At 57.9% G+C, this 14,971-nt stretch carries 12 protein-coding genes and 1 riboswitch; of the genes, 9 read left to right on the forward strand and 3 right to left on the reverse strand.

Annotated elements, in window-relative coordinates; translation table 11 throughout:
* Nucleotides 1–20: 20 nt before the first annotated feature.
* The gene (ilvN, locus tag ACR8BN_RS15930) at nucleotides 21–512 is read right to left on the reverse strand and encodes an acetolactate synthase small subunit (protein WP_003854770.1); all 492 of its coding nucleotides are present in this window, start codon (nucleotides 510–512) and stop codon (nucleotides 21–23) included.
* A gap of 2 nt (nucleotides 513–514) precedes the next feature.
* Nucleotides 515–2,236 (reverse strand): acetolactate synthase 3 large subunit, encoded by a 1,722-nt coding sequence (ilvI, locus tag ACR8BN_RS15935; RefSeq protein ID WP_031594410.1) that lies wholly within the window; start codon nucleotides 2,234–2,236, stop codon nucleotides 515–517.
* A 731-nt stretch (nucleotides 2,237–2,967) separates the two neighbouring features.
* On the opposite strand from ilvI, the gene leuL reads away from it, so the two are divergent.
* The 5 genes from leuL (at nucleotide 2,968) to leuD (ending at nucleotide 7,817) form a co-directional block, all read left to right on the forward strand.
* On the forward strand, nucleotides 2,968–3,051 hold the full coding sequence (gene leuL / locus ACR8BN_RS15940) for a leu operon leader peptide (RefSeq protein ID WP_099257765.1): 84 nt from the start codon (nucleotides 2,968–2,970) through the stop codon (nucleotides 3,049–3,051).
* Between the two features lie 89 nt (nucleotides 3,052–3,140).
* Nucleotides 3,141–4,703, forward strand: coding sequence for a 2-isopropylmalate synthase (gene leuA, locus ACR8BN_RS15945; RefSeq protein WP_031594411.1), 1,563 nt, complete (start codon nucleotides 3,141–3,143; stop codon nucleotides 4,701–4,703).
* A 2-nt stretch (nucleotides 4,704–4,705) separates the two neighbouring features.
* Nucleotides 4,706–5,797 carry a 3-isopropylmalate dehydrogenase gene (leuB, locus tag ACR8BN_RS15950; RefSeq protein ID WP_434747103.1) on the forward strand — a complete coding sequence of 364 codons (1,092 nt, stop codon included), beginning with the start codon at nucleotides 4,706–4,708 and terminating at the stop codon, nucleotides 5,795–5,797.
* Nucleotides 5,798–5,801: 4 nt separating this feature from the next.
* Nucleotides 5,802–7,208, forward strand: a complete 1,407-nt coding sequence (gene leuC / locus ACR8BN_RS15955) for a 3-isopropylmalate dehydratase large subunit (RefSeq protein ID WP_022625402.1) — start codon at nucleotides 5,802–5,804, stop codon at nucleotides 7,206–7,208.
* Between the two features lie 3 nt (nucleotides 7,209–7,211).
* Nucleotides 7,212–7,817, forward strand: coding sequence for a 3-isopropylmalate dehydratase small subunit (leuD, locus tag ACR8BN_RS15960; protein ID WP_010253835.1), 606 nt, complete (start codon nucleotides 7,212–7,214; stop codon nucleotides 7,815–7,817).
* A 616-nt stretch (nucleotides 7,818–8,433) separates the two neighbouring features.
* Here the strand turns inward: leuD and ACR8BN_RS15965 are convergent.
* The gene (locus ACR8BN_RS15965) at nucleotides 8,434–9,612 is read right to left on the reverse strand and encodes an MFS transporter (protein ID WP_010253833.1); all 1,179 of its coding nucleotides are present in this window, start codon (nucleotides 9,610–9,612) and stop codon (nucleotides 8,434–8,436) included.
* A gap of 252 nt (nucleotides 9,613–9,864) precedes the next feature.
* On the opposite strand from ACR8BN_RS15965, the gene sgrR reads away from it, so the two are divergent.
* The 4 genes from sgrR to thiQ all read left to right on the forward strand — a co-directional run bounded on the left by sgrR (nucleotide 9,865) and on the right by thiQ (nucleotide 14,968).
* Nucleotides 9,865–11,526: an HTH-type transcriptional regulator SgrR gene (gene sgrR / locus ACR8BN_RS15970; RefSeq protein ID WP_064703472.1), complete on the forward strand. Its 1,662-nt coding sequence runs from the start codon at nucleotides 9,865–9,867 to the stop codon at nucleotides 11,524–11,526.
* Between the two features lie 35 nt (nucleotides 11,527–11,561).
* A riboswitch (TPP riboswitch) is annotated at nucleotides 11,562–11,664 on the forward strand.
* Nucleotides 11,665–11,710: 46 nt separating this feature from the next.
* Complete coding sequence (gene thiB / locus ACR8BN_RS15975; RefSeq protein WP_115757982.1) at nucleotides 11,711–12,697, forward strand: thiamine ABC transporter substrate binding subunit; 987 nt, start codon at nucleotides 11,711–11,713, stop codon at nucleotides 12,695–12,697.
* Nucleotides 12,673–14,283, forward strand: a complete 1,611-nt coding sequence (gene thiP / locus ACR8BN_RS15980) for a thiamine/thiamine pyrophosphate ABC transporter permease ThiP (protein ID WP_115757981.1) — start codon at nucleotides 12,673–12,675, stop codon at nucleotides 14,281–14,283. The genes thiB and thiP overlap by 25 nt, the downstream gene beginning before the upstream one ends.
* Nucleotides 14,267–14,968 carry a thiamine ABC transporter ATP-binding protein ThiQ gene (gene thiQ / locus ACR8BN_RS15985; protein WP_039386476.1) on the forward strand — a complete coding sequence of 234 codons (702 nt, stop codon included), beginning with the start codon at nucleotides 14,267–14,269 and terminating at the stop codon, nucleotides 14,966–14,968. The genes thiP and thiQ overlap by 17 nt, the downstream gene beginning before the upstream one ends.
* Nucleotides 14,969–14,971: the final 3 nt, after the last annotated feature.

The following is a 14,971-nucleotide window of genomic DNA, read 5'->3' on the forward strand; positions in this document are numbered from 1 at the left end:
TTGATGATGACGCAGCGTGATTAACGCATGATGCGATCGCCGCGTGAAACGCCGACGATACCGGAGCGTGCCACTTCAACAATTTCGGCAACATCGCGGACGGTACTCAGGAAGGCATCCAGTTTGTCACTGGTGCCGGCTAGCTGAACCGTGTACAGCGTCGGCGTCACGTCGATGATCTGACCGCGGAAGATCTCGGCGTTACGCTTCACCTCTTCGCGGCCATAACCGCTCGCCTGAATCTTCACCAGCATGATTTCGCGCTCAACATAGGCGCCCTGCCCCAGCTCGGTGACGCGGAGCACATCCACCAGCTTGTGCAGCTGCTTTTCAATCTGCTCCAGCACCTTCTGATCGCCCACCGTCTGAATGGTCATCCGCGACAGCGTAGGATCATCCGTTGGTGCCACGGTCAGGCTCTCAATGTTATAGCCGCGCTGCGAGAACAGGCCGACGACACGGGATAATGCGCCGGATTCGTTCTCCAGCAGAACTGATAAAATACGACGCATAATTATGTCCTCTCCGTTTTGCTCAACCACATCTCATCCATGCTGCCACCGCGAATCTGCATCGGGTAAACATGCTCGCTACCGTCAACGGTGACATCCACAAATACCAGACGTCCCTTCGCCAGGGTTTCCAGCGCCAGCGTCAGCTTCTCTTCCAGCTCAGCCGGATGCTCAATCGCGATCCCGACGTGGCCGTAGGCTTCCGCCAGACGCACGAAGTCAGGCAGCGACTCCATGTAAGACTGTGAGTGACGGCCGGAGTAGATCATATCCTGCCACTGTTTCACCATACCCAGCACCCGGTTATTCAGGTTCAGCACCAGCACCGGCAGATCGTACTGCAGCGCGGTGGAAAGCTCCTGAATGTTCATCTGGATACTGCCATCGCCGGTAACGCAGATGACTGTTTCATCCGGCAGCGCCATCTTCACGCCCAGCGCAGCAGGCAGGCCAAAGCCCATGGTGCCCAGACCGCCGGAGTTGATCCAGCGACGCGGTTTGTCGAAGGGATAATAGAGCGCAGCAAACATCTGGTGCTGGCCCACATCCGAGGTCACATACGCATCGCCTTTGGTCAGACGGCTGATGGTTTCAATCACCGCCTGCGGCTTGATTTTGTCGCTGGTGCGATCAAATTCCAGGCAGTGACGACTGCGCCAGCCCTCAATCTCCTGCCACCAGTCGTGCAGGCTCTCAGCGCGCTGGCTTTCGCTTTGCGCCAGTAACTCCAGCATCTGCTGCAGCACCTGCTTCGCATCACCCACAATCGGAATATCCGCCGCCACCGTCTTGGAGATAGAGGTCGGGTCGATATCAATATGCATCACCGTGGCGTTGGGACAATATTTTGCCAGGTTGTTGGTGGTGCGGTCATCAAAGCGAACACCAATACCAAAAATCAGGTCGGTATTGTGCATCGTCATGTTGGCTTCGTACGTGCCGTGCATACCAAGCATGCCAACGCACTGACGATGAGTACCAGGAAACGCGCCCAGGCCCATCAGCGAGGTCGTCACCGGAATATTCAGGCTTTCGGCCAGCTTTAACAGTTCTGCTTCGCAGCCTGCGGTAATGGCACCACCACCGGCGTAGATCACCGGCTTCTTCGCGGCCAGCAATGTGGTCAGCGCACGCTTAATCTGACCTTTATGGCCCTGAATAGTCGGATTGTAGGAGCGCATGCTCACCGTATCCGGCCAGTGATAAGGCAACTTGTTGGCCGGATTCAGAATATCTTTTGGCAGATCGATTACCACCGGCCCCGGACGACCGGTGGAAGCCAGCCAGAACGCCTTTTTCAACACGGTTGGGATCTCTTCGGTACTTTTCACCAGGAAGCTGTGCTTCACTACCGGACGAGAGATGCCGACCATGTCGCACTCCTGAAAGGCGTCATAGCCAATCAGCGACGAGGGAACCTGACCCGAGAGGATCACCAGCGGAATCGAGTCCATATAGGCGGTGGCGATACCGGTAATCGCATTGGTTGCGCCGGGTCCGGAGGTGACCAGCACCACGCCGACTTCACCGGTGGCGCGCGCCAGGCCGTCAGCCATATGCACCGCACCCTGCTCATGACGCACCAGAATGTGATCGATACCCCCGACGGTTTGCAGCGCATCATAGATATCCAACACTGCGCCACCCGGATAACCGAATACCTGCTTAACGCCCTGATCGATTAACGAACGGACGACCATTTCGGCTCCTGACAACATCTCCATCTTCTGCCTCCAGGCTTGCGGACCCGGCTCTGTTAATACGCCCGTTAGCGCGTACCACAAAGCCCCGGTGCCTGCTTTGCCAATCAAAATCTTATGTTTATGCATGACAGCGGAAACAACTGCCGCTGTCCGGTTACAGAGAAATCTGTTGAGTTTATTTTTCTGAGAGTAGGTCGATTACCATAACCGCAGTTAACCGGGCAGGCAAACCGCAAACCCACGTAAATTAAAAGGCAGGGGCGTAAAGGCTCTGCCCGATAAGAATTGGCTGCGCGGATTAAACTAATTACGCGGCAGAACCGCAGAGGAAAATGCTGATTAAGAAATTATTTTCAGCGTGATCTAAGAAATAACGAAAACTTATTACCAGGCTGCTCTGGCCCACAATCGCCTGACACTTTTCTTTTCTGGCGTAATTAACCAGTAAATCGTTGAAGCGCATTCGATTATGCTAAAGAGCAGGTGATATATCCTGTATCCTCGTGAGACACCCTCCCGATAAAGTCTTTAATTTTCAACATAATAAAATCAAAGACCCGCAGAATCAGTGCTCATTCCCGGGTCGAAGGCCTCCGCAGCCACTACGGCGCTGTTCATTACGCTGCCTGACCGTTAAATAACAGAATATCTTCCTCTGGCACCACTAAGAATACCCCTGCATTGAAGGTTGACATCCCTGAGTGATTCCAGTACCAATATGTACAGCACAACATTTTATAAGGTTTGAATCCATGTTTCGTTCTGTTCGCCTTCTCGGTCTACTACTAAACGCACTCAGCTTGCGCGGTAGACTTGTGGGCGGAATCAAACACTGATTCAAACCTGCTGAAAGTTAAAAACCCGCGCCTGTCGCGGGTTTTTTTATGCTCGTTGCCAGGCCAGAAAAAGCATAAGGATGATTACGATGAGCCAGCAAGTCATTATTTTCGATACCACTCTGCGCGACGGTGAGCAGGCATTACAGGCCAGCCTGAGTGTGAAAGAAAAATTGCAGATTGCTTTAGCGCTGGAGCGCATGGGCGTGGATGTGATGGAGGTCGGTTTCCCGGTCTCCTCACCGGGCGACTTTGAGTCTGTGCAGACCATTGCACGCACCATTAAAAACAGTCGGGTTTGCGGTCTGGCACGCTGTGTGGAAAAAGATATTGATGCGGCGTACGAATCACTGCGCGTTGCTGAAGCCTTCCGTATTCATACCTTTATCGCCACCTCGCCGATGCACATCGCCACCAAACTGCGCAGCACGCTGCCGGAAGTGATTGAGCGTGCGGTGCATATGGTGAAGCGTGCGCGTAACTACACCAGCGACGTTGAGTTCTCCTGCGAAGATGGCGGCCGCACCCCGATTGATGACCTGTGCCGGATGGTGGAAGCCACGATTAACGCCGGTGCCACCACCATTAACATCCCGGATACCGTTGGCTACACCCTGCCAGGCGAGTATGCCCACATAATCAGTGAGCTGATGAATCGCGTTCCTAACATCGACAAAGCGATTATCTCTGTTCACACCCACGATGACCTGGGTATGGCAACGGGCAACGCCCTGGCTGCCGTACAGGCGGGTGCGCGTCAGGTTGAAGGAACGATGAATGGCCTGGGTGAACGTGCCGGTAACTGTGCACTGGAAGAGGTGATCATGGCGATTAAAACCCGCCAGCAGATCATGAACGTGCATACCAATATCAATCATCAGGAAATCTACCGCACCAGCCAGATGGTCAGCCAGATCTGCAATATGCCGATCCCGGCGAACAAGGCCGTGGTCGGCTCTAACGCCTTCGCTCACTCCTCGGGTATTCATCAGGATGGCGTGCTGAAGAACCGCGAGAACTATGAAATCCTGACGCCGGAATCGATCGGCTTACACAAAATCCAGCTGAACCTGACCTCACGTTCTGGCCGCGCGGCGGTAAAACATCGCATGGAAGAGATGGGCTATGCCGAGCAGGATTATAATTTGGATACGCTGTATGACGCCTTCCTGAAGCTGGCCGACAAAAAAGGTCAGGTTTTCGATTACGACCTGGAAGCGCTGGCCTTCATCAACAAGCAGAATGAAGAGCCGGAACATTTCCAGCTGCACGAATTTAACGTCCAGACCGGTTCCAGCATCACCGCCACCGCCTCTGTCAATCTGGGCTGCGGCGATGTCGCTAAATCGGATGCAGCCACCGGTAATGGCCCGGTTGACGCGGTCTACCAGGCGATTAACCGTATCACCCAGTTCGACGCTGAGCTGGTTAACTACAAGCTGACCGCGAAAGGCCACGGCGAGAATGCGCTGGGTCAGGTCGATATCGTCGTGAGCTACAACGGCCGCAAGTTCCACGGCATTGGTCTGGCGACCGATATTGTGGAGTCCTCCGCCAAAGCGATGGTCAATGCTCTGAACAATATCTGGCGTGCCCGTCAGGTTGAACAAGAATTGCAGCGCAAATTTAAAGATCAGAAGGAAACCGTATAACCATGTCCAGCTCATCTCATATCGCAGTTTTACCCGGTGATGGTATCGGCCCGGAAGTGATGGCGCAGGCTATGAAAGTGCTGGATGCCATTCGTCAGCGCTTTGATATGCAGATCACCACCCAGGAGTATGCGGTCGGCGGCATTGCTATCGATCTGCATGGCGAACCCCTGCCACCCGCAACGGTTGCAGGCTGCGAGCAGGCCGACGCGATTCTGTTTGGTTCCGTTGGCGGCCCGAAATGGGAGCACTTACCGCCGGCATCACAGCCGGAGCGCGGTGCGCTGCTGCCGCTGCGCAAACATTTTAAGCTGTTCAGTAACCTGCGTCCGGCTGCGCTCTACAGCGGACTGGAGGCGTTTTGCCCGCTGCGCGCCGACATTGCTGCCAAAGGCTTCGACATTCTGTGCGTGCGTGAACTGACCGGCGGCATCTATTTTGGTCAGCCGAAAGGACGTGAAGGCAGCGGCCCGGAAGAGCGTGCATTTGATACCGAGGTTTATCACCGTTTCGAAATTGAGCGCATCGCCCGCATCGCGTTTGAATCGGCGCGCAAACGTCGCAATAAAGTCACCTCGGTTGATAAAGCCAACGTGCTGCAGACCTCCGTGATGTGGCGTGAAATCGTCAACGAAGTGGCCAAAGAGTACCCGGACGTGCAGATGAGCCACATCTATATCGACAACGCCACTATGCAGTTGATCAAAGACCCGTCGCAGTTTGACGTGCTGCTCTGCTCCAACCTGTTCGGCGATATTCTCTCTGATGAGTGCGCCATGATTACCGGCTCGATGGGGATGCTGCCTTCCGCCAGCCTGAATGAAGCGGGCTTTGGCCTGTTCGAACCCGCGGGTGGCTCGGCGCCGGATATCGCCGGTCAGAATATTGCCAACCCGGTCGCCCAGATCCTGTCGCTGTCGCTGCTGCTGCGTTACAGCCTGAATGCTGATGAGGCTGCCGACAGTATCGAACGCGCCATCAGCCGTGCGCTGGAACAGGGCTACCGCACCAAAGATTTAGCCGGTGATGGTCCAGCGGTCAGCACAGATGAGATGGGCAGCATCATTGCTCGCTTTATCGCCGAGGAAAAATAAAAAAATGAAAACCTTATACCAGAAGTTATTTGATGCACATGTCGTCCACGAAACGCCAGAAGAAACGCCGTTACTCTACATTGATCGCCATCTGATCCATGAGGTGACCTCGCCCCAGGCCTTTGATGGTCTGCGCGCCCACGGACGTAAAGTCCGTCAGCCGGGCAAAACCTTTGCCACTATGGATCACAACGTTTCTACGCAGACCAAAGATATCAATGCATCGGGCGAGATGGCGCGTATTCAGATGCAGGAGCTGATGAAGAACTGCGCTGAGTTTGGCGTACAGCTGTATGACCTGAATCATCCGTTCCAGGGCATCGTCCACGTTATCGGTCCTGAGCAGGGCATGACGCTGCCGGGTATGACGATTGTGTGCGGTGACTCGCACACCGCCACGCACGGTGCGTTTGGCTCGCTGGCCTTTGGTATCGGCACCTCTGAAGTTGAACATGTGTTTGCGACGCAGACCCTGAAACAGGGTCGCGCAAAAACCATGAAGATTGAAGTGCTGGGCCAGGCGTCAACCGGCATTACGGCTAAAGATATCGTGCTGGCGATCATCGGCAAAACCGGCAGCGCAGGCGGAACCGGCTATGTGGTCGAATTCTGCGGTCCGGCGATTCAGGCGCTGAGCATGGAAGGTCGTATGACCCTGTGCAACATGGCGATTGAGATGGGTGCGAAAGCGGGCCTGGTGGCACCGGATGAGACCACCTTCAACTATCTGAAAGGTCGTCAGTTCTCGCCGCAGGGTGAGAAATGGGAGCAGGCCGTTGATTACTGGCGCACCCTGAAGTCTGACGAAGGCGCGAAATATGATGCGGTGGTAACGCTGCATGCTGAAGAGATTGCACCGCAGGTCACCTGGGGCACCAATCCGGGTCAGGTCATTGCCGTTGATCAGGTGATCCCGAATCCGGCCTCGTTCGCCGATCCGGTTGAGCGCGCCTCAGCCGAAAAAGCCCTGGCCTACATGAACCTGCAGCCAGGCATCAGACTGACCGATGTAGCGATTGATAAAGTGTTTATCGGCTCCTGCACCAACTCACGTATTGAAGATCTGCGTGCCGCCGCCGCCATCGCCAAAGGCCGCAAAGTCGCGCCTGGTGTGGTCGCCATGGTGGTACCGGGTTCCGGTCCGGTGAAAGCGCAGGCCGAAGCGGAAGGTCTGGACAAAATCTTCCTGGAAGCGGGCTTTGAATGGCGTCTGCCAGGCTGCTCTATGTGTCTGGCGATGAACAATGACCGCCTGAATCCGGGCGAGCGTTGCGCGTCAACCAGCAACCGTAACTTTGAAGGCCGTCAGGGCCGTGGTGGACGTACTCATCTGGTCAGCCCGGCGATGGCCGCGGCGGCTGCCGTAACCGGCCACTTTGCCGACATCCGTGAACTGACGACAGGAGCTTAAGTCATGGCGAATAAATTTACTCAGCACACCGGCATTGTTGCGCCGCTGGATGCCGCGAACGTTGATACGGACGCGATCATTCCCAAGCAGTTTTTGCAGAAGGTCACACGTACCGGTTTTGGACAGCATCTGTTCCACGACTGGCGCTTTGAAGATGACGCGGGCACCGTGCCAACGCCCGGCTTTGTGCTGAACAAGCCTGAGTTCAAAGGCACCAGCATCCTGCTGGCGCGTGAAAACTTTGGCTGCGGCTCTTCACGTGAGCATGCGCCCTGGGCACTGACCGATTTTGGTTTTCACGTGGTGATTGCGCCGAGCTTCGCGGATATCTTTTATGGCAACAGCTTCAACAACCAGCTGCTGCCAGTGAAGTTAAGCGAAGAGGAAGTGGATGAGCTGTTCAGACTGGTTGCGGACCAGCCCGGCATCAGCTTCACGGTAGACCTGGAAGCGCAGACGGTCACCGCTGGCGATAAAGTCTATTCGTTCGAGCTCGACAGCTTCCGCCGCCACTGCATGATTAACGGCCTCGACAGCATCGGTCTGACGCTGCAGCACGAAGCCTCCATTTCGCAGTATGAGCAGAATCAGCCCGCCTTCCTGCGCTGATTGAGTTAAAGCAGGGCGACATCCGGTCGTAATGCTGATCAGTTAAGATTAGATTGGTAAAGGCTGTCACGGTCAAACGTGGCAGCTTTTTTCATGGGCGAGCGAGCCGCAGTGCGGGCCAGCGCACCGCTGCTGCTGCCGGGCCGTCCTCGCGCCGCTCACGCGGTGCCTTCGGCTTTGACGGCGTGCCGGCGAACCGTTCGGGGATCGGCCCTCCCTGGCCGGCCCGAACTGTCCACGCTTCCCGGCGTGGACTTCTGGCCCGCCGTCACGCCTCAGCGCTGCGGATAGCCCTTTCAGCAGCAGAGGCGCTCAGGCCTCCACTCTCGTGCCCTTTTTAACAGCACGCACCAGAAGCTTAAGAGCAGGCCGGTGGCGATCAGGGGCAGGCAATCCGCAGCGCTGAACAGAATGAGTCTGCCAGGAGAGCCCGCAGGACGCGGGCGAAAGGCGGGGCGGCACAGGATGTGCCATCCCCGGCGGTCCGTCAGGCAGAGGAATGAAGTGAAGGAACCGCGCAGCGGCGCGAGGACCGCCAGCCCCTGCCCGGCACCAGACTGCGTTATCCCCTGTCGCTTAACTGACTGGCATTACGACATCGGGTCGCCCTTCTTCTTTATACGTCGCGCACCCGCGCCGACATCACCAGCGCCACAATCGCCAGCCCGAATGCCAGCCAGTAAACCGCCTCATGTCCCAGCCGCTCACTGAGCGTGCCCTGAATAACGCCAGCCAGAATCATGCCGGTCGAGATCGAGTTGGTGAACATGGTGGTCGCTGCACCAGGCCGTCCTGGCATCAGATCCTGAAACCACAGCATCCCTATGCCAGCAATAATCCCGACAAACACCGCGTTAAACAGCTGCAACACCATCAGCGACGTGCGGGAATTGAACAGCACCAGCCCCAGATAAAACAGTACGCCAGCCGCCACCGCGATCAGCATTAACCGGCGCTTGCCGATACGCCGTGCGTAATGTCCGGCCAGCAGCATCACCGGGATCTCCAGCCCCGCCGCCGTCCCCATCAGCAGACCGGCCAGCTTCTCAGGCAGCCCCAGCGTGGTGCTGATATAGAGCGGCATATCGATGATATACATAGTGTTGCAGGTCCACATCGCGACTGAGGCGAGGAACAGCAAACGCACATCGCGATCGCGCCAGCCACTTAACGGCAGCCCACCGCTTTGCATCAGGGGCTGCGAACGTGGCACCGACGGCACGGTGAACCAGACCAGCAGGATACAGATCAGAAACAGCGCGGCGGCCACCATAAATAGCGTCACAAAGCCGTAGTTCAGCGCCAGCGCGAAGGAGAGCGGCGGCCCAATCACCCACGCCAGCGACAGCTGCGCACGCATCACCGAACTGAACATCACCGCTTCACGCGCCGACTGATCGGCATATTCCCGCGCCAGCGCAAACAGCTGAGGCATCGAGACGCTGGCCAGCGCCGACAGCAGCACGCCCAGCGTCAGCAAGGTCAGATAGTGGCGGGTAAAGGCAAACAGCAGCGCGTTGACCAGGGCCATCAGGCAGCAGAAGAGAATAATATGACGACGATCGCCGACGCTGTCAGAGCGCTTTGCCACCAGCATGCTCACCACGATACCGGCCACCGCATTGATGGTGAAAAACAGTCCGACCCAGAAGGGCCGCGCCTGCACCTCGCGCGTCAAAAACAGGCTGAGCGTCGGCGCCTGCAGTGCGCCCGCAATGCCCAGCATGAACGAAGCGACCATAAATGCGAGGTAAACCGGATTGATGCGGCGCTGCCGCGTTAACAGCGATTTCATACCGAAATCCCTTACAGAACAAACAGAGGGGAAAAGAAGGGTAGACGATACCGCGCAATATGAAAAAAGCCAGCAGAGATCATCTGCTGGCGGTGTAAATGCACCCTACTCAGAAAAGCACTCCGCTGAACAGCGAAGTCAGGGTCGAACGCCATTCAGTGCTGAATGCCTCCCGCTCTTCCCATAACGCAAAGTTTGCTCTTAAAATAGGGCAAGAAAAACAGAGCGCTTTTGACCGGGAGTTCCCCTTTTATGTCCTCATCACGTCTGAAGCAGCAGTTCATTCGCCTGTGGCAGAGCTGTCAGGGGCAAACGCAGGAGATTACCCTTAGCGAACTGGCTGACCTGCTGCACTGCTCGCGCCGCCATATGCGCAATCTGCTCAACCGGATGCAGGCCGCGGGCTGGCTGATCTGGCAGGCGGAAGCCGGGCGCGGCAAGCGTTCACAGCTTACCTTCTGCTATACCGGACTGGCTTTGCAGCAGCAGCGTGCCGAGGATTTGCTGGAGCAGGATCGCATCGATCAGCTGGTCCAGCTGGTGGGCGATAAAAATCAGGTGCGACAGATGATCGCCGCGCACCTGGGGCGCAGTTTCCGTCAGGGCAAGCATATCCTGCGGGTGCTCTACTATCGTCCGCTGCTCAATCTGCTGCCCGGTTCGCCGCTGCGGCGCTCCGAAACCCACATTGCGCGACAGATTTTCAACGGTCTGACGCGGATAAATGAGGAAAACGGGGAAATCGAGCCCGATATTGCGCACCACTGGCAGCAGAGTTCTCCGCTTCACTGGCGCTTTTTTCTGCGTCCGGCGATTCGCTTCCATCACGGCAGAGAACTGGAGATGGAGGATGTGCTGGCCACGCTCGAGCGTCAGCGCCCCCATCCGCTCTTTTCCCATATCGAGCAGATCGACTCGCCCGCGCCCTGGACGCTGGATATCCGCTTAAGCCAGCCCGATGAAGGGTTGCCCTGGCTGCTGGGCAGCGTCAGTGCGATGATCCTGCCGCGCGAATGGCCGACGCTGCACGATTTTGCCCGCCAGCCGGTTGGCACCGGTCCTTACCGGGTGATCCGCAATCAGGAGAGTCAGCTGAAGATCGAGGCGTTTGATGACTATTTTGGTTTTCGCGCCCTGATTGATGATGTCTCTATCTGGGTATTGCCCGACATCAGCGATGAGCTGGTCTATGCCGGTGTCCGCCTGCAGGGCGACGGAGCCGATGAGATTCAGGAGGAGAGCCGTCTTGAAGAGGGATGCTACTATCTGCTGTTCGACCAGCGTTCAGAGCAGGGACGCAACGAGGCAGTCCGGCGCTGGGTCAGCTACCTGTTTAATCCTATCGCCCTGCTCAATCACGCCGGTGTCGGCTACCAGCGCTACTGGTTTCCGGCGTATGGCCTGCTGCCACGCTGGCATCACCGGCGCGACCTGACGCCAGTGGAAAAGCCGGCCGGCTTAACCCACCTGACGCTGACCTGGTACAGCCAGCACGTTGAGCATGAAGGCATCGCTAACGCGCTGCGTCCGCTGCTGGCAGAGCATGGCGTCACGCTGGAAACCCGCGAAATCAGCTACGAAAGCTGGTACCAGGGCGAAGCGGAAAGTGACATCTGGCTTGGCAGCGTGAACTTTACCCTGCCGCTGAATTACTCTCTGTTTGCGCAGCTTTATGAGATCCCGTTGCTGCATCACTGTCTGCCGATCGACTGGCACAGCGATGCGGCTCGCTGGCGCGAGAAAACGCTGCCGCTGGCTGAATGGAGTAAACAGTTAGTCGAAGAAGCGGGTCTTCATCCGCTGTTTCACCACTGGCTGCTGCTTGAAGGTCAGCGCAGCATGCGCGGCGTTCGGATGAATACGCTGGGCTGGTTTGATTTTAAATCCGCCTGGTTCGCGCCACCCGCGCTGTGAGGCTTTCGCCCCGGCGCTGAAATGACTAGAATGTGACGTTCTCAACGGGGTGCCGCCTGCCACCAGCAAGCAGCTGAGAGATACCCGTCGAACCTGATTCGGTTAATACCGACGTAGGGATTTGGGAGGCCTCTGTGCTCAGATCCTTTGCGACTCATCCCCTATTCTCCTGAAGGAGCGCAAAGTGTTAAACAAAGTTCTGCCGGTGCTGCTGTTACTCTCCGCCCCCGTTCTGGCGGCTAAGCCGGTTCTCACGGTCTACACCTACGACTCCTTCTCCGCTGACTGGGGCCCTGGCCCGGCGGTTAAAAAAGCCTTCGAGGCGCAGTGCAACTGCGAACTGAAATTCGTCACGCTGGAAGATGGCGTGTCGCTGCTGAACCGCGTGCGCATGGAAGGGAAAAACAGCAAAGCCGATCTGGTTCTGGGGCTGGATAACAATCTGGTACAGGCGGCACAGAAAACCGGTCTGTTTGCCGAAAGTCAGGTCGATGCCTCGAAATTAAAACTGCCCGGCGGCTGGCACAACACCACCTTCGTGCCGTTTGATTATGGCTACTTCGCGTTTGTCTATGACAAAACCCGGCTGAAGAATCCGCCAAAAAGCCTGAAAGAGCTGGTCGACAGCCCGGAGAAGTGGCGGGTGATCTACGAAGATCCCCGTACCAGCACCCCCGGCTTAGGTCTGCTGTTGTGGATGCAGAAAGTCTATGGCGATCAGGCACCGCAGGCGTGGCAAAAGCTGGCGCAGAAAACCGTGACGGTGACCAAAGGCTGGAGTGAAGCCTATGGCCTGTTCCTCAAGGGCGAAGGCGATCTGGTGCTGAGCTACACCACCTCACCGGCTTACCACATCATCGAAGAGAAAAAGGAGAACTATGCCGCCGCGCCGTTTGCAGAGGGCCACTATCTGCAGGTTGAAGTTGCCGCGCAGTTAGCCAGCAGCAAACAGCCAGCGCTGGCACAGCAGTTTATGAAGTTTATGGTGTCACCCGACTTCCAGCGCACTATCCCGACCGGTAACTGGATGTACCCGGTAATCGACACGCCGCTGCCTGCCGGTTTTAGCGCGCTCACTGTGCCCTCCACCGCCCTGCAGTTCTCGCCGGAAGAGGTTGCCAGCCAGCGTTCAGGCTGGATCAGCCAGTGGCAACGCGCCGTCAGCCGCTGATGCCGCGCTGGCTTATCCCCGGTTCGCTCGCCACGCTGCTGTTAATCAGCGTGGCGCTGCTGGCCTTCGGTGCACTCTGGAGCGCCGCGCCAGAGAATGACTGGCGCAGCTTGCTGCAGGATGATTACCTGCATCACGTTATCGCCTTCTCTTTTGGTCAGGCGCTGCTCTCCGCGCTGTTGTCGCTGCTGCCGGCGATGCCGCTGGCGCGCGCGCTCTATCGACGCCGTTTCCCTGGCCGTCAGCTGCTGCTGCGTCTGTGCGCCATGACCCTGGTGCTGCCGGTGCTGGTGGCGGTATTTGGTCTGCTCACCGTCTATGGTCGTGTCGGCTGGCTGGCGCAGTTGTGCCAGCTGGCAGGAATTGATTACCACTTCTCTCCCTACGGTCTGCCGGGCATTTTGCTGGCGCACGTCTTCTTTAACCTGCCGCTGGCGACCCGCCTGATGCTGCAGGCGCTGGAAAGCATTCCGGCGGAACAGCGTCAGCTGGCGGCACAGCTCGACCTGCGCGGCTGGCACCATTTTCGTCTGCTGGAGTGGCCATGGCTGCGGCGTCAGTTGCTGCCGACCGGCGCGCTGATCTTCATGCTCTGTTTCGCCAGCTTTGCTACCGTGCTCTCGCTGGGCGGCGGCCCGCAGGCGACGACCATCGAGCTGGCGATTTTCCAGGCACTGAGTTATGACTACGATCCCGGACGCGCAGCACTGCTGGCGCTGATCCAGCTTGGCTGCTGCGTGACGCTGGTGCTGCTCAGCCAGCGCTTCAGCAAGGCGATTCCCGCCGGAACCAGCCAGCTGAACGGCTGGCGCGATCCGCAGGATTCGCGCGGGGCGCAGCTGGTTGATGCGCTGCTGATCCTGCTGGCGCTGATCCTGCTGCTGCCCCCGCTGGCGGCGGTCATCATCGATGGTCTGCACGGCGGACTGCGCGGCGCGCTGGCGCAGCCTGCACTCTGGCAGGCGACGTTTACCTCACTGCGCATCGCCACCGGCGCCGGTCTGCTCTGTGTGGTGCTGACCATGATGCTGCTGTGGAGCAGTCGCGAGCTGCGCCTGCGTCAGCGCCCGGCGGCGGCAACCCTTATCGACACCAGCGGCATGCTGATTCTGGCGATGCCAGGCATCGTGCTCGCCACCGGCTTTTTCCTGTTGTTTAACGCCACTATTGGCCTGCCGGCGTCGGCGGACGGGCTGGTGATCTTCACCAATGCGCTGATCGCCATTCCCTATGCGCTGAAAGTGCTGGAGAACCCGATGCGTGACGTCGCGGAGCGTTACGGCAGACTCTGTGAGTCGCTGAATATCCACGGCTGGAACCGGCTGCGGCTGATTGAACTGCGGGCGCTGAAACGTCCGCTGGCCCAGGCGCTGGCCTTTGCCTGCGTGCTGTCGATCGGTGATTTTGGTGTGGTGGCGCTGTTTGGTACTGCCGATTTCCGCACCCTGCCGTTCTACCTCTATCAACAGATCGGTGCATATCGTGGTGCTGACGGTGCAGTGACCGCGCTGCTGCTGCTACTGCTCTGTTTGTTGCTGTTCACACTGATGGAAAAATTACCAGGCCGCCATGCTGACACTGAATAACCTCACGTACCTTTATCAGCATCTGCCGATGCGCTTTAGTCTCAACGCCACCCGCGGCGAGCGCATCGCGATCCTCGGCCCCAGCGGGGCCGGTAAAAGCACTCTGCTGAGCCTGATTGCCGGTTTCCTGCCAGTGAAACAGGGCACCCTGATGATTGACGGCCAGGAGCACACCCACAGCGTGCCGGCCAGACGGCCCGTGTCGATGCTGTTTCAGGAGAACAACCTGTTTCCGCACCTCAGCGTGCAGCAGAACATGGCGCTGGGATTGCACCCCGGACTGAAGCTGAGCGCCGGGCAGCGCCAGCAGCTTGCTGCGCTGGCCGATCAGGTAGGATTAGGCGATCTGCTGACGCGCCTGCCGGGCGAGCTGTCCGGTGGACAGCGACAGCGCGTGGCGCTGGCACGCTGTCTGCTGCGTGACCGTCCGGTGCTGCTGCTGGATGAGCCTTTTTCTGCACTGGATCCCGCGCTGCGTGGAGAGATGCTGCAGCTGGTGCGTTCGGTGTGTGAAGCGCGCAGCATCACGCTGCTGATGGTGTCGCACAGTCTGGAAGATGCCCAGCAGATTGCGCCGCGCAGTGTGGTGATTGTGGATGGCCGGGTTTACTGGGATGGTGAGACCCGACAGTTACTGTCGGGCAACACGCGGGAGGCCGACGTGCTCGGCATCCCGCGTCGTTAAGCG

The sequence above is a fragment of the Pantoea sp. Lu_F5_004 genome, from assembly GCF_051136245.1.
In the GTDB taxonomy this organism is placed as follows: domain Bacteria; phylum Pseudomonadota; class Gammaproteobacteria; order Enterobacterales; family Enterobacteriaceae; genus Pantoea; species Pantoea agglomerans.